Below are 24578 nucleotides of genomic sequence, written 5' to 3'. Positions count from 1 at the left end.
AGGAAACCGCCGCGCCCGACTTGCGGCGGGGGAGAGAAAGCGGTCCAATGACGGCGATGAAGCGCCTTGTCACCTTGTTCGCCATGGCCTGTCTGTTCCTGGCGCTTCCCGCCCGTGCGCAGTCGATCCTGCGCGATGCGGAAACCGAGGCGCTGCTCAATGACATGTCGCGCCCGCTGGTGGAAAAGGCCGGCCTGGACCCGCGCAATTTTCAGGTCGTGCTGATTAACGATCCGTCGATCAACGCCTTTGTCGCCGGTGGTCAGGCGGTCTATATCCACACCGGCCTGCTGGACAAGGCAGAGAGCGCCAATGAGGTGCAGGGCGTCATCGCCCACGAAATCGGCCATATCATCGGCGGTCACGTGCCGTTGCGCGATCGCGGGTCCGGTCCGGCGACCGGCATTTCCATCCTGAGCCTGGTACTGGGCATCGCTGCGATGGCGGCGGGGGCTGGCGAGGCCGGGGCGGGTATCCTGGCCGCCGGGCAACAGGCCGCGATGGGCAGCTATCTGGCGTTCAGCCGCACGCAGGAAAGTTCGGCCGACGCCGCCGGAGCGCGGCTGCTGCGCGATTCCAACATCACCGGAAAGGGCTTTCTATCCTTTTTCAAAAAGCTGCAGAATACCGAGTACCGGCTCGCGATCCCGCAGGAAAACAGCTATAACCGCACCCACCCGCTGTCGGGCGAGCGCATTGCCAACCTGACCGCGGATGTGGAGGCGTCGCCCGCCTTTTCCCGGCCGCTGAACGCTGATCTGGAACGCCGGTTCAAACTGGTTCAGGCCAAGCTGCGCGGATATGTGAACGATCCGCAGGACACGCTGCGCGCTTATCCGACCAGCAACACGTCGGAAATCGCGGATTATGCCCGCGCCTATGCCTGGCACAAATCGGGTTATCCCGATCAGGCGCGCGATGCGACCATGGCGCTGGTCAGGGCGGAGCCGAACAATCCTTATTTCCTGGAGCTGGAGGGGCAGATCCTGCTGGAATCCGGTAAGCCGAGGGATGCGATCGCCCCGCTGCGCCGCGCGGTCCAGCTGACCAACGGCCAGCCGCTGATCGCGACGACGCTGGGCCATGCGCTGATCGCGACCGAGGACAAGGAACAACTGGACGAGGCGGAACGGGTGCTGCGCGCCGCCGTCAACCGCGACCGGGAAAACCCGTTTGCCTGGTTTCAGCTTGGCACCGTTTACGAGCGCAAGGGCGACCGGGCGCGCACCGCGCTGGCCACTGCCGAGCGCGCGTTGATGATGGGTGAGCCGGGCCTTGCCATGGCCAGCGGCCAGACGGCACTGGGCCTGTTGCCGCAGGGTTCGGGCGAATGGCTGCGTGCACAGGATATCGTGATGGTGGCCCAGAACGCGTTGTCGGAACAGCGCGGTCGCAGGCGGAATTGAGGCAGGACATGGCAGGAGAACGGGGCGGCGCGCCGCTATGGGTGGTGGCGCTGGTCGCACTGGGTTCGGCGGCGATCGGCGGCGGTATCGTGGCGGGCGCGGACCGGCTGCGCGGCGGCGGGGCGGCGGGCGGCGATGCCGTTCGTGATTACCTGTACGAACATCCCGAAGTGCTGCCCGAGGCGATGGACCGGCTGCGCGCCCGCGAAACGGCCAAGATCGTGGACAGCAACGAGGCAAAGCTGCTGAAGCCCTTCGACAGCGCATGGGCCGGCAATCCGGACGGCGATGTCACGGTGGTTGCGTTCATGGATTATGCCTGCGGCTATTGCCGGGCCAGCCTGCCGTCCGTCGAGCGGCTGCTGGCCGAGGACAAGGGCGTGCGCATCGTCTATCGCGAGCTGCCCATCCTGTCCGAGGCGAGCCGCGATGCCGCCAACTGGGCGCTGGCGGCGGCGGAGCAGGGCAAGTTCAAGCCGTTCCACGACCGGCTCTATGCCGCAGGCCAGCTGTCCCCGGCGACGATCCAGGCGACCGTTGCTGCTGTCGGGCTGGACCGGGCGCGGGCCGAACGGGTGATCGCATCGCCGCGCGTGGAACAGGAAATTGCCGCCAACCTCAACATCGTGCGGGACCTGGGCGCCAGCGGAACGCCGACCTGGGTGATCGGGGATCAGGTGATCAACGGCGCCGTCCCCTATGAAGCGATGAAGGCGGCGGTGGACAAGGCACGTCAGAAAAGCTGACCCATCGCCATTGCGGGCATCCGGACGGTGCCCCATGTTGCTGGTCAGGGAACAAGGGGCATCATCGGTTCAATGGATTCCATCCTGTCATTGCGGGGCGTCGGCAAAACCTATGCCGGCGGCTTTACCGCGCTGAAATCGGTCGACCTGGATATCCGGCGGGGGGAAATCTTTGCCCTGCTCGGACCCAATGGCGCGGGCAAGACGACCCTGATTTCGATGATCTGCGGCATCGTGACGCCCAGCAGCGGGACGATCATGGTCGATGGCAAGGATGCGGTGCGCGATTGGCGCGGCGCGCGCGAGCGGATCGGCCTGGTGCCGCAGGAACTGTCGGTCGACATGTTCGAAAAGGTCGAGGCGACCGTCCGGTTCAGTCGCGGCCTGTTCGGCAAGCCGGCGGACGAGGCCTATATCGCCGGCATCCTCTCCGACCTGTCGCTGGCGGACAAGCGCAAGTCGAAGATCATGGAATTGTCCGGCGGGATGAAGCGCCGCGTGCTGATCGCCAAGGCACTGGCGCATGAACCCGACATCCTGTTTCTGGACGAACCCACGGCGGGCGTCGACGTGTCGCTGCGCAAGGATATGTGGCGCCTGATCGGGCGGCTGCGCGAACGCGGCACGACGATCATCCTGACCACGCATTACATCGAAGAGGCCGAGGAGATGGCCGACCGGGTCGGCGTCATCAACAAGGGCGAATTGCTGCTGGTCGAGGACAAGGCCGCGCTGATGCAGAAGCTGGGCAAGCGCGAGCTGACGGTGACGCTGGCCGAGCCGCTTGCCGCGATCCCGCCGGAACTGGCCGAATGGCAGCTGGAGCTGCACGAGGAGGGCAGCGTGCTGCGCTATCGTTTCGACGGGCAGGCGGAGCGGACCGGCGTGCCGTCGCTGCTGCGCCGGCTGGCGGACCTGGGCATCGGCTTTGCCGATCTGGAAACCAGCAAATCGTCGCTTGAGGATATCTTTGTCGATCTGGTCGAGCAGGGGAAACACTGACATGGCGATCGCCAATCCGCGCGGCGTGCTCGCCATTTACCGCTTCGAGATGAACCGCGCGCTGCGCACCCTGTGGCAAAGCCTGGTGACGCCGGTGCTGACCACATCGCTCTATTTCATCGTGTTCGGCGGGGCCATCGGCAGCCGGATGAACGGCGTGGGCGGCGTCGAATATGGCGCGTTCATCGTGCCCGGCCTGATCATGCTGACCCTGCTGACGCAGAGCATCCTCAATGCCTCGTTCGGCATCTATTTCCCGAAATTCACCGGCACGATCTATGAACTGCTGTCCGCGCCGGTTTCGGCGGTGGAACTGGTGATCGGCTATGTCGGTGCGGCGGCGACCAAATCAGTGGCGATCGGCCTGATCATCCTGATCACCTCGACCCTGTTCGTCGATCTGCGGATCGAACATCCGGCGGCGATGATCGCGTTCCTGCTGCTGACCGCCATCAGCTTTTCGATGTTCGGGTTCATCATCGGCATCTGGGCCAAAAACTTCGAACAGCTGAACTTCGTGCCCGCGCTGCTGGTCACGCCGCTGACCTTTCTGGGCGGCGCATTCTATTCGATCGACATGCTGCCCCAGCCCTGGCGGACGGTCAGCCTGTTCAATCCGGTCGTCTATCTGGTCAGCGGTTTTCGCTGGAGCTTTTTCGGGCAGGGCGATGTGCCGATCGCGGCAAGCCTCGGCTTTACCGCGGCCTTCCTGGCACTGTGCCTGGGCATCATCGCCTGGATGTTCCGCACGGGATACCGGCTGAAGAACTGATCCGCCCCGCCGCGTACACGGCAGGGGGACGGGTCAGGCGATGCGGTGTTCGCCCTTGACCCAGCGGACGGTGCCGCTGCTGGCGCGCATCACCACGCTTTCGGTGACCAGCTTGCCATTGAGGCGCTTGACCCCGTCGAGCAGCGAACCGTCGGTGACGCCGGTCGCGGCAAAGATGCAGTCGCCCTTGGCCAGTTCCTTGAGGTCATAGATCTTGTCCAGATCCTCGATCCCCCATTTGCGGGCGCGGGCGCGTTCATCGTCGTTGCGGAACACCAGCCGGCCCTTGAACTGACCGCCGACGCAGCGGAGCGCAGCCGCCGCCAGCACGCCCTCGGGCGCGCCGCCCTGACCCATATACAGGTCGATATTGGTTTCCGGATCCGCGACCGCGATCACGCCAGCAACATCGCCATCGGGGATCAGCATGATGCCGCAGCCACAGGCGCGCAGTTCCGCGATCAGCTTTTCGTGGCGCGGGCGATCCAGCACGCAGATGTTGAGATCGCTCGGCTGAACCCCGCGCGCGGCGGCGACCGCGTTGACATTTTCGGTGGGGCTCTTGCTCAGGTCGATGATGTCGTCCGGCAGGCCGGGACCGCAGGCGAGCTTGTCCATATAAACGTCGGGCGCGTTGAGCAGGCCGCCTTCCTCCGCGATGGCCAGCACGGCCAGCGCGTTCGGCCCCGCCTTTGCGGTGATCGTCGTTCCTTCCAGCGGGTCGAGCGCGATGTCGATGCGCGGCCCCTTGCCCGGCGCCGATCCGACCTTTTCGCCGATATAGAGCATCGGCGCTTCGTCGCGCTCGCCCTCTCCGATCACGACGGTGCCGTCCATGTACAGCTCGTTCAGCGCCTCGCGCATCGCCTCTACCGCAGCGGCGTCGGCGGCCTTTTCATCGCCCCGGCCGATCAGCTTGGCCGACGAGATGGCGGCGGCCTCCGTCACGCGGACCATTTCGAGGACGAGAACGCGGTCAAGGATCGAGCTGGCGGCTGTCATGATCGGCGTATCTCCCTGAATACCTATGCGAGCCGGGCGATAGGCGAGCGGCCTGAACTTGTCGAGCACGTTGCCGGGCCAAAAGGCCGAAAAAACCGGCCCGCTGTTCCGGAAATGGGCGCCGTTAACCCAGAATGTGCATCCACATCGGCTGGCCGATGATGCTGGGGCTGCCGCTCAGCTTGTCCAGCGCATGGGCAACCGCGCGTTCCGGCCCCTCATGCGTGACGATGACGACCAGAACGCTGCCGTCGCTGGCCGCCCCGCGCTGGATCAGGCTTTCGATGGAAACCCCGGCATCGCGCATCGCGGCGGCGATTTCGGCCAGCACGCCCACCTTGTCCGCCACGGTCAGGCGCAGATAGGCGCGGCCCCGGCGCTCGCCCGCCGCCTCCGGCTCTGCATCCGCCAGCGCATCGGCGGGCATGGCATAGGGCGGGCCATATTCGCCGCGCGCGATGTCGATGAGGTCGGCGACGACCGCGCTGGCCGTCGGGCCTTCGCCCGCGCCGCGGCCCTGAAACAGCAGCGGACCGACGAAATTGCCCTCTGCCATCACCGCGTTCAGCGATCCGGTGACATGGGCCAGCGGGTGATCCATCGGCACCAGATGCGGATGCACCCGCTGAAACAGCCCGTTCGAGCCCGCCTCGGCAATGCCGACCAGGCGGATGCGATAGCCCAGCGCCGCCGCCTCTGCGATATCGGCGGCGATGACGTGGCGGATACCGCTGATCGCGACGCTGCCGAATGCGGGCCGGGTGCCGAATGCCAGCGCGGCCAGGATCGACAGCTTGTGCGCGGCATCCACGCCGTCAATGTCGAAGCTGGGGTCCGCCTCTGCAAAGCCCAGCCGCTGCGCTTCGGCCAGCACATCGGCGAAATCGCGGCCCTCCGCCTCCATCTTGGACAGGATGAAGTTGCAGGTGCCGTTGAGGATCCCAGCCACGCGGGTCAGTTCGTTGGCGGCAGCGCCTTCGCGCAGCCCCTTGATGACGGGCACGCCGCCGGCCACCGCGGCCTCGAACTTCAGCGGGACGGCAGCGGCCTCCGCCGCCGAGGCGAGTTCCAGGCCGTGATGCGCGATCATCGCCTTGTTGGCGGTGACCAGCCCCTTGCCGCTGGCCAGCGTCGCGCGGGCAAGGGCAAGGGCGGGGCCGTCCGACCCGCCGACCAGTTCGACCACTACATCTGCATTGCCATGGCGCGCCAGATCGACGGGATCATCGACCCAGTCGAACCGGCCCATGTCGATGCCGCGATCCTTGCTGCGGTCGCGGGCGGACACGGCCACCACCTCGATCGGGCGGCCGGCGCGCCGCGCGATCAGGCCGGCATTGGTATCGATCAGGCGGACAACCCCCGCGCCCACCGTGCCAAGTCCCGCAATTGCCACCCGCAAACTGTCGCCCATGTCGCCCTCTTGTTCCCGAACGACCGGCGACTAGCCGCGCTTGTCGGCGGCGTCCAGCATCGTTGCGCATTTTTTGCACAGAATGCTGGCGCTGCACGCAAGCTTATTTCTTGATCAACCCGATCTCGACCAGCCGCTCCAGCAGATAGTCATGGGCGGTGATCGGTTCGGGATAGCGGTTCGGCCGATCCGCGCTGATGCAGCCGGGCAGCGTCCTGATCATGAAATCCGGCGCCGGATGCAGGAAGAACGGCATGGAATAGCGGGAATAGCCGCGCCGTTCCGGGGCGGGGTTGACGACGCGGTGCGTGGTCGACGGCAGGACATGGTTGGTCAGCCGTTGCAGCATGTCGCCGACATTGACGACCATCGCGCCTTCCGGCGGCTTGACCGGCAGCCAGCGGCCATCGCGGTCGAGCAGTTCCAGCCCGGCTTCCTCTGCGCCGAGCAGCAGGGTGATCAGGTTGATATCCTCATGCGCGCCGGCCCGCACTTCGGGGGCATCGGCGGGCACGGGGGGATAATGGAGCAGGCGCAGCACCGAATTGCCGTCCTTTACCGCGGGGTCGAACCAGTCGGGCGCCAGGTCCAGATAGCGGGCGATCGCGGAAAGCAGGCGGTCGCCCGCCCGGTCCAGCGCCGAAAACAGCGTCAGGAACGTGTCCTTGAACCCGTCCGGCTGATCGGGCCAGACATTGGGGGACATGAACCGCTGATAGGGATGATCGGCGGGCAGTTCGCGGCCGATGTGCCAGAATTCCTTGAGGTCGACGTGCGATGCGCCCTTGGCGATCTCCGTCTTGAACGGGGTATAGCCGCGCGCGCCGCCGCCGCCGGGGATGTGGTAGCGCCGCTTTTCATCCTCCGGCAGGGCAAAGAACGCCTCCGTCGCGGCCCAGGCGCGGGCGACCAGCGCGGCATCGACGCCGTGATCGCTGACCATCGCAAAGCCGAACCGGGCGAACGATCCGCCAAGCGCCGCGGCAAATTCGTCGGGATCGGCGTCGGCGCTGGCCAGCGACAGCAGGGGGATTTCGGCAAGGGGGGTATCGAGCATCGTCATTCGTTCCGACCGGGTGATGGCTGTTGATGGGGCCAAGATAGGATGAACCATCCGCCCCGAACAGGGTTGAAACGCGGGCCCGGCGGGTGCAGAGGCATCGCGACCGGCGGTTGCACCATGCGACCGGTCCGTGTTCAGTTATCCGGCCGCGTTCGCGGTCTCCCGTCATGGAGCCAGCACAGTGGACAGCCCAGCGCGAGCATCGCTCGACCGGTCGCCCTTGCCCTTTGCCGAATTCGTCGCGCTGATCGCGGCGATCATGGCGCTGACGGCGCTGGGCATCGATTCGATGCTGCCCGCACTGCCTGCCATCGGCGAGGCGCTGGGCGTGACGGAGGATAATCGGCGGCAGTTCGTCATCACCGCCTTTCTGCTCGGCTTTTCGCTGGCGCAGCTGGTCCATGGCCCGCTGGCCGACCGGTTCGGGCGCAAGCCGGTGCTGGTCATCGCCATCGCGCTGTATGTCGTGACCAACATCGTCGCGGCCTTTTCCGCCAGTTTCACGCTGTTGCTGATCGCGCGGTTCGTGTCCGGCATGGCGGTGGCGGCGGGGCGGGTGGTGACCATCGCGCTGGTCCGCGACTGCTTTTCTGGACGGGCCATGGCGCGGGTAATGAGCATGGCGTTCATCGTGTTCATGGCCGCGCCGGTCATCGCGCCGGCATTTGGCCAGTTCGTGCTGCTGTTCGCGCCGTGGCGCTGGATTTTCGGCGGCATTGCGATCGTCGCATCGCTGGTCCTGACCTGGTTCGTGGTGCGGATGCCGGAGACGCTGGCACCGGCCGACCGGATCCCGCTGTCCATCGGCCGGCTGGCGGGCAGCGCGCGCATCGTCCTGTCGGATCGCTGTTCCGTCGGATACACGCTGACCGCGGCGTGCGTGTCGGGTGCGCTGTTCGGGTTTGTCGGATCGGTGCAGCAGATCGTGTTCGACACGTTCGGCCGGCCGGAATTGCTGGTGATCGTGTTCGCCAGCGTCGCCGGGCTGATGGCGGCTTCATCGTTTCTGAACAGCCGTATCGTCATGCGGTTCGGAATGCGCGTGATCAGCCATGGCGCGTTGCTGGCCATGATCGGCTTTGCCCTGATCCATCTGGGCATCGAGGCGATGGGATGGGAAACCCTGGGCAGCTTTATCGTGATGCAGGCGCTGACCATGGGCTGTTTCGGGCTGGCCAACACCAATTTCTCGGCCATGGCGATGGACCGTATGGGGCAGGTTGCGGGCGTGGCGTCCAGCATGCAGGGCTTTGTGTCCAGCCTGGGCGGCGCGGTGCTGGGCGCGGTGATCGGCCAGTCGTTCGACGGCACCACCGTGCCGCTGACGCTGGGCTTTGTCCTGTGCGGCGGGGTTGGCCTGGGCATCGTGCTGGTGACCGAGCGCGGACGATTGTTTCGTCCCCAACAGGCTTAATTTTCACCGCCCCGGAACGCGCCACACACGCCTTCGTTCGCAGTTCATGCAAGACCGCCACACCGACGGTCGGCATAAACGGAGGGTGATGCAATGATGTTCGACCTTGGACCGAATGACGACGGTTATGACGAGGACGGCTATGATGAAAGCCAGCGCGCCGAAATCCTGGAAGTGGAAGGCGGCGGCCCCGGCGACGGCGTGATCCAGAACGACATGAATCCCGATCTGGGTCAGGACCCGGACGCGGTTCAGGACGAGGAGGAGGATGACCTCACGATCCTTGGCGAGGACGAGGATGAGGACGAGGACGAAGACGAGGACGAGCTGGACGGGATCGTGCCGTTGGATGGCGAGCGCGATGATCTGGACCTGGACGACGAGGACGACGACCAGCTGTAAGCGTGTTCAGTCACGCGGGGCGGTCAGCCGCTCCGCGTGCCACGCCACATGATCGGCCATGAAGGTCGAGATGAAATAGTAGCTGTGGTCATAGCCCGGTTGCAGCCGTAGGGTCAGATCGATCCCGGCGCGTGAACAGGCCTGTTCCAGCAATTCGGGTTTCAGCTGTTCGGCCAGGAACGGATCGGCCGCCCCCTGATCCACCAGCAGATCGGGCAGAACCGCGCCGTCATCGATCAGTGCGCAGGCGTCATAGGCCCGCCAGGCGGCGCGATCCGCACCCAGATAGCCGGTCAGCGCCTTTTCCCCCCAGGGACAGGCAAGCGGCGAACTGATCGGGGCAAAGGCGGATACCGAACGGAACCGGTCCGCATGGCGCAGCGCGATGGTCAGCGCGCCATGCCCGCCCATCGAATGGCCGGTAATGCCCTGCCGCGTCAGATCGGCCATCGGAAATTCGCGCGCGATCAGCGCCGGCAACTCATCCTCGATATAACTGCGCATCCGGAAATGCGTGGCCCAGGGCGCTTCGGTCGCATCGACGTAAAAGCCCGCGCCCTTGCCAAAATCATAGGCATCGTCATCGGGCACTTCGTCGCCGCGCGGGCTGGTATCCGGCGCGACAAAGATGACGCCATGATCGGCGCAGGCGCGGCGATACTCGCCCTTTTCCGTGACATTGGCGTGGGTGCAGGTCAGGCCGGACAGATACCACAGTACGGGCATCCGGTCGCCGGACCGGTGCGGCGGCAGATAGACCGAAAAGGTCATCGGCGTGCCTGTCGCCGAGGACGCATGGCGATACACACCCTGCGTCCCCCCGAATGCCCGCGCGGTCGAAACCGTTTCCATGGTCAGGGCCGCCAGATCGCGCACAGCTTGTGGCCATCGGGATCGCGCACATAGGACAGGTGCATCGGCCCCAGGCTGCCGTCACGCAGGCCCGGCGGATCTTCGCACGACGTGCCCCCGGCCGCGACGGCGACATCGTGGAACGTCTTGACCTGTTCCGCCGAGTGGCACTTGAACGCGATCGTCCCGCCATTGGCGACCGTCGCCGGTTCGCTGTTGATTGGCTGTGTCACGATGAACATTGTGCCGTCGTGCATGTAGATGAGGCGGGTGTGCCCGCTTGGCGCAATATTGCTCAGCGGCTCGCCCGCACCCAGCACTGCCAGCACCTTGTCATAAAATGCCTTTGACCGGTCCAGGTCGCTTGATCCGACCATCACGTGATTCAACATTGCCGTTACTCCGTCACTCGGGGGGAGGGCGCGAATTGTGCGCCCAGTGCTGTCTTTCGCTTAATAGACCACGACGCTGCGGATGCTCTTGCCCGCGTGCATCAGGTCGAACGCGGTGTTGATCTCCTCAAGCCCCATGACATGGGTGATCATCGGATCGATCTCGATCTTGCCCTGCATGTACATGTCCACGATCTTGGGAACGTCGGTCCGCCCCTTTGCCCCGCCGAACGCGGTGCCGCGCCAGTTGCGGCCCGTCACCAGCTGGAACGGGCGGGTGGCGATTTCCTTGCCCGCCTCTGCCACGCCGATGATGATGCTGGTACCCCAGCCGCGATGGCACGCCTCAAGCGCGGTACGCATCACATCGGTGTTGCCGGTGGCGTCAAAGGTATAGTCCGCGCCGCCGTCCGTCATCTCGACGATCCGGGCCACCACGTCCTCGCGGCTCATCCCCTTGCTGTTCAGGAACGCGGTCATGCCGAAGCGGCGGCCCCATTCCTCGCGTTCCGGGTTGATGTCGACGCCGATGATCCGGTCCGCACCCGCCAGCCGGGCGCCCTGAATGACGTTGAGGCCAATGCCGCCCAGACCGAAGACGACGACATTGTCGCCCACCTGCACCTTGGCGGTGTTGATGACCGCGCCCACACCGGTCGTCACGCCGCAACCGATATAGCAGCTCGACTGGAACGGCGCGTCCTCGCGGATTTTCGCCACCGCGATTTCGGGCAGGACGGTGAAGTTCGAAAAGGTCGAACAGCCCATGTAATGAAAGACCGGCTGCCCCTTGTAGCTGAACCGGGTCGTCCCGTCGGGCATCAGTCCCTTGCCCTGGGTCGCGCGGATCGCGGTGCACAGGTTGGTCTTGCCGCTGAGGCACGACTTACACTGGCGACATTCGGGGGTATAGAGCGGGATGACGTGATCGCCGGGCTTTACCGAAGTGACGCCGGGGCCGACCTCGCGCACGATGCCCGCGCCTTCATGCCCCAGCACGCTGGGAAAAATCCCCTCGCTGTCGAACCCGTCCAGCGTATAGGCATCGGTGTGGCAGATGCCAGTCGCCATGATTTCGACCAGCACCTCGCCGGCCTTTGGCCCTTCCAGATCAAGCTCGACGATTTCGAGCGGCTGTTTCGCGGCAAAGGCGACGGCGGCACGGGTTTTCATTGGGGTGCTCCACGATGGTATTTCACGGTAGCGGTTAGCGGGCGAATAGCTATGCGCAAAGAGGCGATACCGATAACAATGCGTTGCGCAAAATGCGGTTGCGGTGCAGCATAATTGCATGGCCACGCTTCCCACCATCGCAAATCACCCCGATCTGAAACTGCTTGGCGGCATGCTGGGCGACGTCATCCGCGCCTATGGCGGAGAAGCGCTGTTCAACCGGATCGAGGCGATTCGCTCTGCATCGGTGCGGCGCCATATCGAAACGCCCGGCGGCGAGGCGAGCGATGCCGAATTGTCCGGCCTTGACCTGGACGAGGCACTGGAGTTTGCGCGCGGGTTCATGCTGTTTTCGATGCTGGCCAATCTGGCGGAGGACCGGCAGGGCGTCTCCGTCGATCCCGGCACCGGCGTCGACGATGCGCTGGCGAAGCTGAAGGAGCATGGCATCGATGCCGCCGCGGTCCGCGACCTGCTGGCCGACGGGCTGATCGCGCCGGTGCTGACCGCGCACCCCACGGAGGTGCGGCGCAAGAGCCTGATCGACCATCGCAATCGCATCGCCGAATTGATGGCGATGCGCGACCGGGGTGAGGGGACGACGCCCGATGGCGATGCGGTGGACGAGGCGCTGCTGCGCCAGATCGCGCTCCTTTGGCAGACGCGGGTGCTGCGCCCCGACAAGCTGAAGGTGGCGGACGAGGTGGAAACCGCCCTGTCCTATCTGCGTGAGGTGTTCCTGCCCGCGCTGCCGCTGCTCTATGCCCGCTGGGACCGGCTGCTGGGCGAACGGGTGCCCGCATTTCTGCGGCCGGGCAGCTGGATCGGCGGCGACCGCGACGGCAATCCGTTCGTCACCGCCGATGCGATGGCCCATGCGTTCCGCCGGGCGGCAGAGGCGGTCATCGGCCATTATCTGGATGCGATCCACAAGCTGGGCGCAGAGCTGTCCATTTCCACCCGCCATGTCGCTGTGACCGATGCCGTGCTGGCACTGGCCGAGGCGAGCGGCGATGGCGCGACCAGCCGGGCGGACGAGCCGTATCGCCGGGCGCTGTCGGGCATTTATGCCCGGCTGGCCGAAACCCATCGCCAGCTGGCGGGCAGCGAACCGCCCCGGCCGGGGTTCCTGAGCGGGGATGCCTATGCCGGGCCGGGCGAGTTTCGCCGCGACCTGGTGGCGATCGCGCACGGCCTTGCCTCCAGCGGGGGCGGCACGCTGGCCACGGGCGGCGCGCTGGGCCGGCTGATCCGGGCAGTCGAGGTGTTCGGATTTCACCTGGCCACGCTCGACATGCGCCAGAACAGTGCCGTGCATGAGCGGGTGGTGGCCGAACTGCTCAAGGTTGCGGGCGTCGAGGCGGACTATGCCGCGCTGGATGAGGAGGCGCGGATCGCGCTGCTGTCGCGCGAATTGGCCAGCCCGCGTCCGCTGTCGGTGCCGCATGGCGATTATTCCGAGGAAACGGCGGGCGAGCTGGCCATCCTGCGAACCGCAGCCAGCGTGCATGAACGGTTCGGTGCAGCCGCGATCCGGCAATATATCGTGTCGATGACCCAGTCGGTTTCCGACCTGATGGAGGTCAATCTGCTGTTGCGCGAGGTGGGCCTGTATCGCCCCGGCGAGCCGCCCGAGGCAGCGATCATGGCCGTGCCGCTGTTCGAGACGGTCGCCGATCTGGAGGCGGGCGCGGCGATCATGGAGCGGTTCCTGGCCCAGCCCGCAGTGGCCAGCATCGCCCGTGCGCGCGGGTACCAGGAGGTGATGATCGGATATTCGGACAGCAACAAGGATGGCGGCTATCTGACCTCCACCTGGCAACTGTCCAAGGGATCGACGGCGCTGAAACCGGTGTTCGATGCAGCGGGCGTGCGGTTGCAGCTGTTCCATGGCCGCGGCGGGGCGGTCGGCCGGGGCGGGGGTTCCGCCTTTGCCGCGATCCGCGCCCAGCCCGCCGGGACGGTGGGCGGCCGCATCCGCATTACCGAACAGGGCGAGGTGATCGCCGCCAAATATGGCTCGGTCGAACAGGCGGCGGCCAATCTGGAAACCATGGTGTCCGCCACCCTGCTGGCCAGCATGGAGCCGGCGCGGCTGCCCCATGCCGATCAGGCGCGGTTCGAGGCGGCGATGGACGCCCTGTCGGCGACCGCCTTTTCCACCTATCGCGGGCTGGTGTACGAAACGCCGGGGTTCCGGCAGTTTTTCCGGCAGATGACGCCGATCAACGAGATTGCCGGCCTGAAGATCGGATCGCGCCCGGCCAGCCGCAAGAAATCCGACGCGATCGAGGATCTGCGCGCGATCCCCTGGGTGTTCAGCTGGGCACAGGCGCGGGTGATGCTGCCCGGATGGTTCGGCGTGGGTCAGGCGATCGCCGCATTCCCCGACAAGGGGCTGCTGAGCGCGATGCATCAGCAATGGCCGCTGTTCGCCGCCACCCTGTCCAACATGGAAATGGTGCTGGCGAAATCGGACATGGGCCTGGCGGCGCGATATGCCGCGCTGGTCGAGGACCGGGACGCCGCCGATGCGATTTTCGGGCAGATCCGCGATGGCTGGTCGCTGACGTGCGAGGGGCTGCTGACGGTGACGGGTCAGTCGCGCCTGCTGGAACATCAGCCGGTGACCGAAACGTCCGTGCGCCTGCGACTGCCCTATATCGAGCCGCTGAACCTGTTGCAGGTCGAACTGCTGAAGCGGCACCGGGCGGGCGAGGCTGATCCGCGGATCGAGGAGGGCATCCTGCTGACGATCAACGCCATCGCCACGGCGCTGCGCAACAGCGGTTAGCGGCGGACCGGTCAGTCCTGGCCCGTGCCGTCGTCGACCAGAAACGGCGCTGCGATTTCCGGGGTCAGGCGGCTGATCCGGCCGGTGGCGATATCGACCAGCGCCCAGGTGGTCTTTGCCTCCACCTTCACCCGGCCATCGGGGCCGGTGAAGCGGACGAAGCGGTCGAACCGGGCGCCGCCATGATCGCCGACCCAGGTGTCGGCGCGCACCGTCTGACCGACGGTCACATTGCCGCGATAATCGATTTCGTGCCGGACCACGACCCAGACATAGGTTTCCTGATGCTCAGGCCGGGCGACGGCGTGCCAGTGCGCGGCGGCTACATCCTGAATCCAGCGCACCCAGACGGCATTGTTGACATGACCCAGCTGGTCGATGTCGTCCGGCATGGCGGTGATCGAGATGGAATGGCGGCTGCTCATGCCGCCATGCGCTAGCGCGTTTGCGGGAATGCGCCAACCACCGGATCAATCCGCGGGCTGCGCGTCCTGGTCCTGATCGGCCAGTGCCAGATGCACCTCGCCATGGCCGCGCGCGACCAGGCCGATTTCATTGGCGGCGGCGCGGGACAGGTCGATCACGCGGCCACGGGCAAAGGGGCCGCGATCGTTGATGCGGACGATGACCGATTTGCCGGTGTCGGGATTGGTCACCCGGACGCGGGTGCCGAAGGGCAGGGTGCGGTGCGCCGCGGTCAGGCTGCCCGGATCGCAGCGTTCGCCGCTGGCGGTACGACGACCGGCCATTTCAGCGGCGAAAAAGCTGGCCATGCCGGTCTGAAACACCACCGGAGCGGCGATGACATCCGCCTCGCCGCCATGGGATGCACAGGCTGGTGCTGCCACCGCCAGCAATGCCGCAAGATATCGAAGCCCCCTTCGCATGGGATTGCCATGCGGAGACTCCGCTCACCTGACCAGCAGGTTGCGGCGAACAGTGGGAGTCCGGCGACGGATGACCCCAATTCGATGGAACCGGCCGCCCGCCGCCGGTTGCCGCGCGGGCGACCGGCAGGAGCGACTCGGAATTGATCAGACGTCGAGATTGGCGACGTTCAGGGCGTTTTCCTGAATAAACTCGCGGCGCGGCTCGACGACATCGCCCATCAGCTTGGTGAACACCTCATCCGCCACGTCCGCCTGTTCGATGGTGACGCGCAGCATCGAACGGTGGGTGGGATCGAGCGTGGTTTCCCACAGCTGTTCGGCGTTCATTTCGCCCAGCCCCTTGTACCGCTGGATCGACAGCCCCTTGCGCCCGGCGGCAAGCACCGCGTCGAGCAGCTGGCTGGGCCGTGCGATCAGCGTTTCGCCCTTGGCCGCCATGGCCGGGGCGACGGCTTCCTCGGCGCCCTCTTCTGCCGGGGCGTCGTCGGTCGCCTGTGCCGCGCTGCGGGCGGAGGTCAGCCGCGACAGCCCGGCATAGGCTTCGGCCTGTTCGTTCGCCAGGCCGTGCAGCTTGCGCGCCTCGGCCGATCCAAGGAACGCGGCCTCGACAATGTGGTGATCGGTGACGCCGCGCCACGCGCGCTGGAAATGATAGCCGCCTTCGCCGGTGAGCGAGACGCTCCACCGCGCCTCGTCATCGGTGCGCTGCAGCCGGTCGGCCACCGCCGACAGCCGCGATTCGCGATCCTCGCGGCTGGCACCCGGATCAAGCGCCCCGCCCAGCGCCAGCGCCTCGATCAGCGAGGGGTCGTAGCGGCGCGGCACATAGCGCATCAGCACCCGCATCCGCCGGGCATGATCGACCAGCAGCGCCAGATCGGCCCCGGTCCGTGCGCCGCCCGGCCCCTCCAGCACCGCCTGTCCGACGCCATGTTCGATCAGATACTGATCTAGCGCGGCATCGTCCTTCAGATACACTTCGGACCGGTTGCGCGCTGCCTTGTACAGTGGCGGCTGAGCGATGAAGAGGTGCCCCTTTTCAATGATTTCGGGCATCTGGCGATAGAAGAAGGTGAGCAGCAGCGTGCGGATATGCGCGCCGTCGACATCGGCGTCGGTCATGATCACGATCTTGTGATAACGCAGCTTCTCGATGTTGAAATCGTCGCGGCCGATGCCGGTGCCCATCGCCTGGATCAGCGTGCCGATTTCGCGGCTGGACAGCATCCGGTCGAACCGGGCGCGTTCGACGTTCAGGATCTTTCCGCGCAGGGGCAGGATCGCCTGGAAATGCCGGTCGCGGCCCTGCTTGGCCGATCCGCCTGCCGAATCGCCCTCGACCAGGAACAGTTCGGACTTGGCTGGATCGCGTTCCTGACAATCGGCGAGTTTGCCGGGCAGGCTGGCGATATCCATCACACCCTTGCGCCGGGTCAGTTCGCGGGCGCGCTTGGCCGCCTCGCGCGCGGCGGCGGCGTCGATCACCTTCTGGATCACCTGCCGTGCGGACTGGGGATTTTCCTCCAACCATTCGGCCAGCTTGTCGGCCATCAGGCTTTCCAGCGGCTGGCGCACCTCGGATGAAACCAGCTTGTCCTTGGTCTGCGACGAAAATTTGGGATCGGGCAGCTTGACCGACACGATGGCGGTCAGCCCTTCGCGCATATCGTCGCCGGTCAGCGTCACCTTTTCCTTTTTCAGCATCCCCGACTTGTCGGCATAGCTGTTGATGGTGCGCGTCAGCGCGGCGCGGAACGCCGCCAGGTGGGTGCCGCCATCCCGTTGCGGGATGTTGTTGGTGAAACACAGCACATTTTCATAATAGCTGTCGTTCCATTCCAGCGCGACGTCGATGCCGACATCGTCGCGGTTGCCGACAATCGCGATCGGTTCGGGGATCAGCGCCTGCTTGTTGCGATCGAGCCATTTGACGAACGCGGCAATGCCGCCTTCGTAGAACAATTCCACTTCCTTCGGCTCTTCGTGCCGATGGTCGCGCAGCTTCAGCCGGACGCCGGAATTGAGGAAGGCCAGCTCGCGATAGCGATGTTCCAGCTTGTCGAAATCATATTCGGTGATCTTGAACGTCGCGGGGCTGGCCAGGAAGGTGACGCGCGTCCCCTTCTTGCCGTCGGACGGGCCGACCACCTTGAGCGGCGCTTCTGCATCGCCGTGGCGAAAGCGCATGTAATGTTCCTGGCCATCGCGCCAGATGTTGAGGTCGAGCCATTCGGACAGTGCGTTGACCACCGAAACGCCCACGCCGTGCAGGCCGCCGGACACCTTGTAGGCGTTGCCTTCCGACGTGTTCTCGAACTTTCCGCCGGCGTGCAGCTGGGTCATGATGACTTCGGCAGCCGACACGCCTTCTTCGGCATGGATGCCAGTGGGGATGCCGCGGCCGTTATCCTCGACGCTGACCGATCCGTCGGCGTTGAGCGTGATCAGGATGAGGTCGCAATGCCCGGCCAGCGCCTCGTCGATCGCATTGTCCGACACCTCGAACACCATGTGATGCAGGCCGGAACCGTCATCGGTGTCGCCGATATACATGCCGGGGCGTTTGCGGACGGCGTCCAGTCCCTTCAGGACCTTGATTGAATCGGCGCCATAGTCACTGGAATTGGGTGCGTTTTCGGGTGTCGTTGCCATGCCGAGCATATAGGCATGGCAGGCCCCAAGGGGAAGCAAAAACCGGGGGATGCAGCGGCGGGCCGGTGCAGGCTCGCTGCGGATCAGGCCGCGCGCTTCAGCTCCATCCGGCCCCAGATTTCGACCAGCGCCTCGGTCAGATCGCGCATCATCCCTTCGTCATGCGACGGGCCGGGCGTGAAGCGCAGCCGTTCGGTGCCGCGCGGCACGGTGGGATAATTGATCGGCTGAACATAGACGCCGTATTCGGCGAGCAGGATGTCGCTGATCCGCTTTGCCTTGACAGGATCGCCGACCATCAGCGGCACGATATGCGTCGTCGATGCCATCACCGGCAGGCCGGCATCGGCGAACATCGTCTTTAGCATCGCCGCTGCGGCCTGTTGCCCGTCGCGCTCGACGCTGGATGCCTTCAGGTGGCGAACGCTGGCCAGCGCGCCGGCGACCAGCACCGGGGACAGCGACGTGGTAAAGATGAACCCGGGCGCATAGCTGCGGATCACGTCGATGATGTTGCGGTCGGCCGCGATATAGCCGCCCATGACGCCGAACGCCTTGCCCAGCGTCCCTTCGATGATGGTCAGCCGCGATGCCGCATCGTCCCGTTCGGAAATCCCGCCGCCACGCGCGCCGTACATGCCGACGGCGTGCACTTCATCCAGATAGGTGAGGGCGTTGTACTTGTCGGCCAGGTCGCAAATGGCGTGGATGGGGGCAATGTCGCCGTCCATCGAATAGACGCTTTCGAACGCGATCAGCTTTGGCGCCGACGGGTCGTCTGCAGCCAGCAGTTCTTCCAGATGCGCCAGGTCATTGTGGCGGAACACGCGCTTTTCGCAGCCCGAATTGCGGATGCCCGCGATCATCGATGCGTGGTTCAGCTCGTCCGAATAGATGATGCAGCCGGGCAGGATCCGGGCCAGGGTGGAAAGCGTCGCTTCGTTCGACACATAGCCGGAGGTAAACAGCAGCGCCGCTTCCTTGTCGTGCAGGTCGGCCAGCTCGGCCTCCAGATCGACATGGTAATGCGTGTTGCCGCCGATGTTGCGCGTGCCGCCCGATCCCGCGCCGACATCGTGCAGCGCGGCTTCCATCGCCGCGATGACGTCCGGATGCTGGCCCATCGTCAGATAATCGTTGGAACACCAGACGGTGATCGGTTTCGGGCCGTTATGCCCCGCGAAGCAGCGGGCATTGGGAAACATCCCCTTGTTCCGCAGGATGTCGATAAAGACGCGATAGCGCCCTTCGGCATGAAGCCGATCAATTGCTGCCGAAAAGGCGCGGCCGTAATCGACCATGGGCGCATGCTGGGCGTCGATGCTCATCACGGGGCCATTAGCGGCAATCGAACAGCATTTCCAGCATCTTGGGGCGGGCATCCGCGGCCATCAACCCTGCCGTGTCCACCAAGAAACTGAAACAATTCAGCTTTTTACAACGCTTTGTCGCAATTCGCCCCCGTCCGGCGATCAATGTGATAGGGTTTATTCATTACGACCCCCTGAGTCGTATCTCCTGTGGCCACGCCTTGATTGCGGGCCGAAAGGGCAATCCGATGATCGCTGATGATCGGGCCTATTATCAACGGCGCGCCGCGCAGTGCCGCCAGCTTGCCGAACAGTCCAACGACACGTCCGTCCGCATGGCGCATCGGGCGATGGAGCGACGCTATCGATCGCTGATCGGCGGGGTGACCCCTGAACTGACGAACGGCTGACCGGAGCAGATCCGCCGGACGGGGCGTCAGAGCGGCCCGATTTCGGTGATGCCGAACCGGTTGAGCGCCGGGGCCAATCGGCGGGAATGATCGTCCATGCGGGTAAAGACCGCCTGCCCCGGCGGCGGGGTGTCCGGCCATGCCTGACCATCGGTCAGATGGGCGATGCGCCGTGCGATCCCGGGTCCGCCATCGACAAAGCGGACGGGATGCGCCGTGGCGGCGGCCAGCTGCGCCTCGACCAGCGGGAAATGCGTGCAGGCATTGACGATCACGTCGATGCGGTCGCCATCGGGCTGTGTGAACAGGCCGTCCAGAACAGCGCGATATTCCGCCGGTTCGGTCGGTTCGCCCGCCAGGTGCCGTTCGGCCAGGTCGACCAGCGCCGCCGATCCGTGCCGGATGACGGTACAGTCGGGGGCAAAGCGTGCCGCAAGATCGTCGACATAGGGCTGGCGCACCGTTGCCTCTGTGCCCAGCACGCCGATGACGCGTGTCCGGCTGAGTTCGGCGGCGGGCTTGATCGCGGGGACCGTCCCGACGATCGGCAGATCAAGCGCCGATCGCACCGCCGACAGCGCGATGGTGGATGCGGTGTTGCACGCAATCACGATCAGTCGGGGATCGAACCGTTCCGCCAGCCTGCCCAAAAGGGCGGGCACGCGCGCCGCAATTTCCGCCTCGCTTCGAGTGCCATAGGGATAGCCCGCCGAATCGGCGACATAGACCAGCGGCATCTGCGGCAGCACCGCACGGGACGGGCCAAGCACGGACAGGCCGCCGATCCCGGAATCAAAGAACAGGACGGGGCGCAGGTCGGCGGGCATCGCATCCATCCTGTGCGGCGGTTGCATGGCAAGAATCAACCCACTAACCGATTGGCGACAGCCGACTGATGGCCCGAACACCGGTGTCCCCACGGCGGAGACGAGGGCAATGGAAACGCAAATCCTGTGGCAGGCACCGGCGCTGGCGCTGCTGACCGGTTATCTGCTGGGGTCGATCCCGTTCGGTGTGCTGCTGACGCGTGCGGCGGGGGCGGGCGATCTGCGCAGCATCGGATCGGGCAATATCGGTGCCACCAATGTGCTGCGCACGGGACGCAAGGGGCTGGCGGCCGCCACGCTGCTGCTGGACATGGCAAAGGGACTGGTCGCGGTGGCGATTGCCGGGGCGCTGTTCCCCGGCGAACAGATCCTTGCCGGTGCCGCCGCGTTCATCGGCCATTGCTATCCGGTCTGGCTGCGGTTTCGCGGGGGCAAGGGGGTTGCGACGCTGATGGGCGTGGTGCTGGCATTCCACTGGCCGATCGGGCTGGTTTATGCGCTGGTCTGGCTGGGCCTGCTGGCGGTGCTGCGCATCTCGTCCGTGGCGGGGATGAGCGCGGCGGTGAGCGCGCCGGTGGCCGCAGTTGCGCTGGGCCGGGCCGATCTGTTGCCCGTCCTGCTGGCGCTGGCGCTGATCGTGCTGTGGAAGCATCGGGAGAATATCGCGCGGCTGATGCGGGGGCAGGAACCGCGCATCGGCGGATCGAAGCGCGCCGCCGGATGAGCGATCCCGTCCTTGACCGACTGCGGCTGATCCGCACGCCGGGCATCGGCCCGGTCACCTATGTTCAGTTGATCGCCCGGTTCGGAACCCCGGCGGCGGCATTGGCCGCGCTGCCCGATCTGGCGCTGCGGGGCGGGGGCCGGCCGCCGGTGATCGCCGATCTGCGCAGCGCCGAGCGCGAGCGTGCGGCGGTGGAGCGGCTGGGCGGGCAATACTGGTTCCGGGACGAGGGGGACTATCCCGCGCTGCTGGCCGAACTGGATAGTGCGCCTGCGGTCATGGTGACGCGCGGGGACCGGGGGCTGGTGTCGCGGCCGGTGGTGGCGATGGTGGGCGCGCGCAATGCCTCGGCCGCGGCATGCCGCTTTGCCCGCCAGCTCGCCCATGGGCTTGGCGAGGCCGGGGTGACGGTCGTGTCGGGCCTGGCGCGGGGCATTGATACCGCTGCGCATCACGGATCGATCGGCACCGGCACCATCGGTGTGATCGCCAGCGGCATCGACATCGCCTTTCCGCCGGAAAATCGCGAGCTTCAGGAGCAGGTGGCGAGCCAGGGGCTGCTGATCGCGGAACAGCCGCCGGGCACGGAGCCGCTGGCCCGGTTCTTTCCGGCGCGCAACCGGATCATCGCCGGGCTGGCGCTTGGCACCGTGGTCGTGGAGGCCGCGCCGCGTTCGGGATCGCTGATCACCGCGCGGCTGGCGGGCGAGGCTGGGCGAGAGGTGATGGCCGTGCCCGGCAGCCCGATCGATCCGCGAGCACAGGGCTGCAACCTCTTGATCCGCGAAGGCGCGACGCTGGTCCAGAATGCCGCCGATGTGCTGGAGATGATCCGGCCGATCGACGCGCGCAGCGTCCGTGCGCCGGCCAGCCGGTTCGATGCAGGGCCGGACGCCGACCCGGGCGAGGCGGAGCGCCGAGCGGTCACTGACCTGCTGGGCCCGGTTCCGGTCGCCGTGGACGAACTGATCCGTCAGTCCGGCGTCAGCCCGGCCATGGTGGCGATGGTGCTGCTGGAACTGGAACTGGCCGGTCGGCTGGAACGGCATGCCGGCGGACGGGTCAGCGCCAATGGATGATCGGGTGACCACCGTGCGGTTCGGCGCGCTGGTCAGCGCGGCGCTCGATCCGTTGCCCGCGATCCTGCCGACCTATGCCATGATCCTGGCCGGGCACTGGGCGGCCGGGATGGCGGCCGACGCGATGTTGAACGCCAATCCATCGGTGGCCGTCGGGATCAATCTGGTCGTTTCGGTCGTCACGATTGCCCTGGTCCAGTGGCAGATTCGGGCGGCGTTGACCGCTGCCGGATCGTCCATCGCGCCGGGCAATGGCCGGATTGTCGCACTGTATCTGCTCAACCTGGTGGCAACGCTGGGCATCGCGCTTGGAGTGCTGATGCTGGTCCTGCCGGGCATCTATGTCGCCAGCCGCTGGGCAGTTGCGGGCGCGATCCTGATTGCGGAGGGCAGGACGATCGGGGATGCTTTGGGCGAAAGCTGGCGCAGGACGCAGGCGTCGGTTACGCCGATTTCGGCGCTGCTCATCCTGGCCGTGGTGCCGCTGGGCGCGGCGCTGGCGGCCGAAATATGGGTTATGGACGTCGCGCTGGACGCCCTGCCGCTCTGGTTTTCCATCCTGACCAACGGACTGCTGGCCATCAGCATGATGGCGACGACCCAGGTGGGGGTCGCCGCCTATCGCGTGCTGGAACCGGAAGACCCGGAAACGGAGGCGGATATCTTTGCCTGACCGTTGCCGGGCCGTGGGTCAGGCGAGGGTGATGTTCACCGGGATGTTGCCCCGCGTCGCGTGCGAATAGGGGCAGACCGTGTGCGCGGTATCCAGCAGCGCCTTTGCCTCTGCGGCATCCAGGCCGGGGATGGTGGCGACCAGATCGACGGTCAGGCCAAAGCCGACATCTTCGCGCGGGCCGATGCCGACGGTTGCGGCGATGCTGGTTTCGGCAGGCAGCTTTGTGCCGGCCTGTGACGCGGAAAACTTCAGCGCGCTGAGGAAGCAGGCGGCATAGCCCGCCGCAAACAGCTGTTCCGGATTGTTCCCCTTGCCATTGCCGCCAAGTTCGACCGGCATGGCCAGCGCGACATCAAGCGCGCCGTCGGTGGTGGCCGCGCGCCCGTCGCGGCCGCCGGTTGCGGTTGCCGTGGTGCGATACAGAATCTTGGTCGCCATCATCAATCTCCATCGTTTGCGGTTAAATCGTGTACGATATATGTGTATCCTGCTTCTGACCGTCAAGGCTTGCGATTAAATCGCCTGCGATTAAATCTGTTGCATGACCGAGACGCCGCCCGCCAACCCGCTCGACCAGCTGTTCTGCTTTTCCGTCCATTCGACGGCGATGGCCGTGACGCGCGCGTACAAGCCGCTGCTCGACTCGCTGGGGGTGACGTACCCCCAATATCTCGCCCTGCTGTTACTGGGCGCGCGCGACGGACAGAGCGTGGGAGAGCTGGGGGATCAGCTGTTCCTTGAATCCAACACGCTGACGCCGATGATCAAGAGGATGGAAGCGAGCGGTCTGGTCGCGCGGCGGCGGGACGATCGGGACGAGCGCGTGGTGCGCGTGACGCTGACCGATGCCGGCCGCACCCTGCTGGCCGAGGCGCAGCGGATCGCGTCCGCCATGCTGGCGGCGTGCGGCGGGGACTTGTCCACGCTGCTTCGGTCGCGGGACGATCTGCTGGCGGTCAGGCGCCGGCTGATGGCGGGTCAGCCGGGCTGAACCCGTGGATCGTCAGGCCGCCTGGTCGCGCAGCGGCAGGTTCGCGGTACTGAGCGCCATCGGGTAGAGCAGTTCGTTTTCCTGGGCGATGCGGGCATCCAGCCGGGCGAGAATGGCCAGCGTCGCAGCATCGAACCCGGGCCGGTTCTGGCTGATCGCCGATGGCGTCCAGAATGCGACATGGGCGATCCAGTCCGACGCCAGCGTCTTGAACCGTTCGACCGCCACCCTTGCGGCATGAGCCGCCCCGGCGTCGCGGCTGATCATCAGCTGGGGATAGATTTCCGAATCCTCGGCATGAAGATGTGCGATCAGGGTATCGGACAGGGTCGTCATCGCGCCATGAGCGGCAGCCGTATCCGCGCCGATCGAAAGGGCATGGCGAAGCTGTCCGCCAAGCTGCGAAATCAAGCGATGTTCGCGAATCAGCCGCTCAAAAGACAGCATCGTCGATCTCCAATCTCCGGAAAATGCACCGCAAGGATTAACATCGCTCCAGACATTACCTGCGGAAATCACGATGGCGACGCTTGACGGGGCGGGGATGCGATCCCCACCCTCGCGCGTACACACGTAAGAGGCCGTCA

Annotated in this window: 25 protein-coding genes; 12 read left to right on the top strand and 13 right to left on the bottom strand. The window is 65.8% G+C overall.

What is annotated here, in order from left to right:
- Window positions 1–47: 47 nt before the first annotated feature.
- The 4 genes from NYR55_RS06970 (at window position 48) to NYR55_RS06955 (ending at window position 3926) form a co-directional block, all read left to right on the top strand.
- Window positions 48–1406 (top strand): M48 family metalloprotease, encoded by a 1359-nt coding sequence (locus tag NYR55_RS06970; protein WP_260020476.1) that lies wholly within the window; start codon window positions 48–50, stop codon window positions 1404–1406.
- Window positions 1407–1414: 8 nt separating this feature from the next.
- The gene (locus NYR55_RS06965; RefSeq protein ID WP_260020475.1) at window positions 1415–2152 is read left to right on the top strand and encodes a DsbA family protein; all 738 of its coding nucleotides are present in this window, start codon (window positions 1415–1417) and stop codon (window positions 2150–2152) included.
- Window positions 2153–2224: 72 nt separating this feature from the next.
- Entirely contained in the window at window positions 2225–3154 is a 930-nt protein-coding gene (locus tag NYR55_RS06960; protein ID WP_260020474.1) for an ABC transporter ATP-binding protein, read from the top strand.
- A 1-nt stretch (window position 3155) separates the two neighbouring features.
- The gene (locus NYR55_RS06955; RefSeq protein ID WP_260020473.1) at window positions 3156–3926 is read left to right on the top strand and encodes an ABC transporter permease; all 771 of its coding nucleotides are present in this window, start codon (window positions 3156–3158) and stop codon (window positions 3924–3926) included.
- 33 nt (window positions 3927–3959) lie between these two features.
- Here NYR55_RS06955 and glpX read toward each other — a convergent pair whose 3' ends face one another.
- The 3 genes from glpX to NYR55_RS06940 form a co-directional block, all read right to left on the bottom strand.
- Window positions 3960–4928: a class II fructose-bisphosphatase gene (glpX, locus tag NYR55_RS06950; protein ID WP_260020472.1), complete on the bottom strand. Its 969-nt coding sequence runs from the start codon at window positions 4926–4928 to the stop codon at window positions 3960–3962.
- Window positions 4929–5052: 124 nt separating this feature from the next.
- Window positions 5053–6342 carry a homoserine dehydrogenase gene (locus NYR55_RS06945; RefSeq protein ID WP_260020471.1) on the bottom strand — a complete coding sequence of 430 codons (1290 nt, stop codon included), beginning with the start codon at window positions 6340–6342 and terminating at the stop codon, window positions 5053–5055.
- Window positions 6343–6445: 103 nt separating this feature from the next.
- The gene (locus NYR55_RS06940) at window positions 6446–7399 is read right to left on the bottom strand and encodes a 2-oxoglutarate and iron-dependent oxygenase domain-containing protein (RefSeq protein ID WP_260021587.1); all 954 of its coding nucleotides are present in this window, start codon (window positions 7397–7399) and stop codon (window positions 6446–6448) included.
- 187 nt (window positions 7400–7586) lie between these two features.
- On the opposite strand from NYR55_RS06940, the gene NYR55_RS06935 reads away from it, so the two are divergent.
- Window positions 7587–8819, top strand: coding sequence for a multidrug effflux MFS transporter (locus NYR55_RS06935; protein ID WP_260020470.1), 1233 nt, complete (start codon window positions 7587–7589; stop codon window positions 8817–8819).
- Window positions 8820–8912: 93 nt separating this feature from the next.
- Complete coding sequence (locus NYR55_RS06930; RefSeq protein ID WP_260020469.1) at window positions 8913–9221, top strand: DNA primase; 309 nt, start codon at window positions 8913–8915, stop codon at window positions 9219–9221.
- Between the two features lie 6 nt (window positions 9222–9227).
- Here NYR55_RS06930 and fghA read toward each other — a convergent pair whose 3' ends face one another.
- Genes fghA through NYR55_RS06915 form a run of 3 tightly spaced genes read right to left on the bottom strand, consistent with a single transcriptional unit; the run spans window position 9228 to window position 11638 of the window.
- Window positions 9228–10079, bottom strand: a complete 852-nt coding sequence (fghA, locus tag NYR55_RS06925) for an S-formylglutathione hydrolase (protein WP_279338789.1) — start codon at window positions 10077–10079, stop codon at window positions 9228–9230.
- Window positions 10076–10465 (bottom strand): VOC family protein, encoded by a 390-nt coding sequence (locus NYR55_RS06920; RefSeq protein WP_260020468.1) that lies wholly within the window; start codon window positions 10463–10465, stop codon window positions 10076–10078. Before NYR55_RS06920 ends, fghA begins: the two co-directional genes overlap by 4 nt.
- Before the next feature lie 60 nt (window positions 10466–10525).
- A complete protein-coding gene (locus NYR55_RS06915) occupies window positions 10526–11638 on the bottom strand; it encodes an S-(hydroxymethyl)glutathione dehydrogenase/class III alcohol dehydrogenase (protein ID WP_260020467.1) in 1113 nt (370 codons plus the stop codon).
- A gap of 118 nt (window positions 11639–11756) precedes the next feature.
- On the opposite strand from NYR55_RS06915, the gene ppc reads away from it, so the two are divergent.
- A complete protein-coding gene (gene ppc / locus NYR55_RS06910; protein ID WP_260020466.1) occupies window positions 11757–14432 on the top strand; it encodes a phosphoenolpyruvate carboxylase in 2676 nt (891 codons plus the stop codon).
- Window positions 14433–14443: 11 nt separating this feature from the next.
- On the opposite strand, the gene NYR55_RS06905 is transcribed toward ppc, so the two are convergent.
- The 4 genes from NYR55_RS06905 to hemA form a co-directional block, all read right to left on the bottom strand.
- Entirely contained in the window at window positions 14444–14857 is a 414-nt protein-coding gene (locus NYR55_RS06905; protein ID WP_260020465.1) for an acyl-CoA thioesterase, read from the bottom strand.
- Window positions 14858–14902: 45 nt separating this feature from the next.
- Window positions 14903–15319 carry a septal ring lytic transglycosylase RlpA family protein gene (locus NYR55_RS06900; protein ID WP_260020464.1) on the bottom strand — a complete coding sequence of 139 codons (417 nt, stop codon included), beginning with the start codon at window positions 15317–15319 and terminating at the stop codon, window positions 14903–14905.
- A gap of 147 nt (window positions 15320–15466) precedes the next feature.
- Window positions 15467–17974, bottom strand: a complete 2508-nt coding sequence (gyrB, locus tag NYR55_RS06895) for a DNA topoisomerase (ATP-hydrolyzing) subunit B (RefSeq protein WP_260020463.1) — start codon at window positions 17972–17974, stop codon at window positions 15467–15469.
- 83 nt (window positions 17975–18057) lie between these two features.
- On the bottom strand, window positions 18058–19302 hold the full coding sequence (gene hemA / locus NYR55_RS06890; protein WP_260020462.1) for a 5-aminolevulinate synthase: 1245 nt from the start codon (window positions 19300–19302) through the stop codon (window positions 18058–18060).
- Between the two features lie 74 nt (window positions 19303–19376).
- Between hemA and NYR55_RS06885 the strand changes: the two genes are divergently transcribed.
- The gene (locus NYR55_RS06885) at window positions 19377–19694 is read left to right on the top strand and encodes a hypothetical protein (RefSeq protein ID WP_260020461.1); all 318 of its coding nucleotides are present in this window, start codon (window positions 19377–19379) and stop codon (window positions 19692–19694) included.
- Between the two features lie 26 nt (window positions 19695–19720).
- On the opposite strand, the gene murI is transcribed toward NYR55_RS06885, so the two are convergent.
- On the bottom strand, window positions 19721–20521 hold the full coding sequence (gene murI, locus NYR55_RS06880) for a glutamate racemase (RefSeq protein ID WP_260020460.1): 801 nt from the start codon (window positions 20519–20521) through the stop codon (window positions 19721–19723).
- Between the two features lie 109 nt (window positions 20522–20630).
- On the opposite strand from murI, the gene plsY reads away from it, so the two are divergent.
- From plsY to NYR55_RS06865, 3 genes are read left to right on the top strand one after another with little or no spacing between them, the layout of a single operon-like run.
- Window positions 20631–21245 (top strand): glycerol-3-phosphate 1-O-acyltransferase PlsY, encoded by a 615-nt coding sequence (gene plsY / locus NYR55_RS06875; RefSeq protein WP_260020459.1) that lies wholly within the window; start codon window positions 20631–20633, stop codon window positions 21243–21245.
- Window positions 21242–22324: a DNA-processing protein DprA gene (gene dprA, locus NYR55_RS06870; protein ID WP_260020458.1), complete on the top strand. Its 1083-nt coding sequence runs from the start codon at window positions 21242–21244 to the stop codon at window positions 22322–22324. Before plsY ends, dprA begins: the two co-directional genes overlap by 4 nt.
- Entirely contained in the window at window positions 22317–22997 is a 681-nt protein-coding gene (locus NYR55_RS06865) for a hypothetical protein (protein WP_260020457.1), read from the top strand. Before dprA ends, NYR55_RS06865 begins: the two co-directional genes overlap by 8 nt.
- Window positions 22998–23015: 18 nt before the next feature.
- Here the strand turns inward: NYR55_RS06865 and NYR55_RS06860 are convergent, their stop codons facing one another.
- Window positions 23016–23438 (bottom strand): organic hydroperoxide resistance protein, encoded by a 423-nt coding sequence (locus NYR55_RS06860; RefSeq protein WP_279338679.1) that lies wholly within the window; start codon window positions 23436–23438, stop codon window positions 23016–23018.
- Between the two features lie 103 nt (window positions 23439–23541).
- Between NYR55_RS06860 and NYR55_RS06855 the strand changes: the two genes are divergently transcribed.
- Window positions 23542–23991, top strand: a complete 450-nt coding sequence (locus tag NYR55_RS06855) for a MarR family transcriptional regulator (protein WP_260020455.1) — start codon at window positions 23542–23544, stop codon at window positions 23989–23991.
- A gap of 12 nt (window positions 23992–24003) precedes the next feature.
- Here the strand turns inward: NYR55_RS06855 and NYR55_RS06850 are convergent, their stop codons facing one another.
- On the bottom strand, window positions 24004–24438 hold the full coding sequence (locus tag NYR55_RS06850) for a hemerythrin domain-containing protein (protein ID WP_260020454.1): 435 nt from the start codon (window positions 24436–24438) through the stop codon (window positions 24004–24006).
- Window positions 24439–24578 lie beyond the last annotated feature (140 nt).

It is taken from the genome of Sphingomonas sp. BGYR3, assembly GCF_025153455.1.
In the GTDB taxonomy this organism is placed as follows: Bacteria; Pseudomonadota; Alphaproteobacteria; order Sphingomonadales; family Sphingomonadaceae; genus Sphingomonas.
This window is presented reverse-complemented; position numbering and strand designations above follow the sequence as displayed.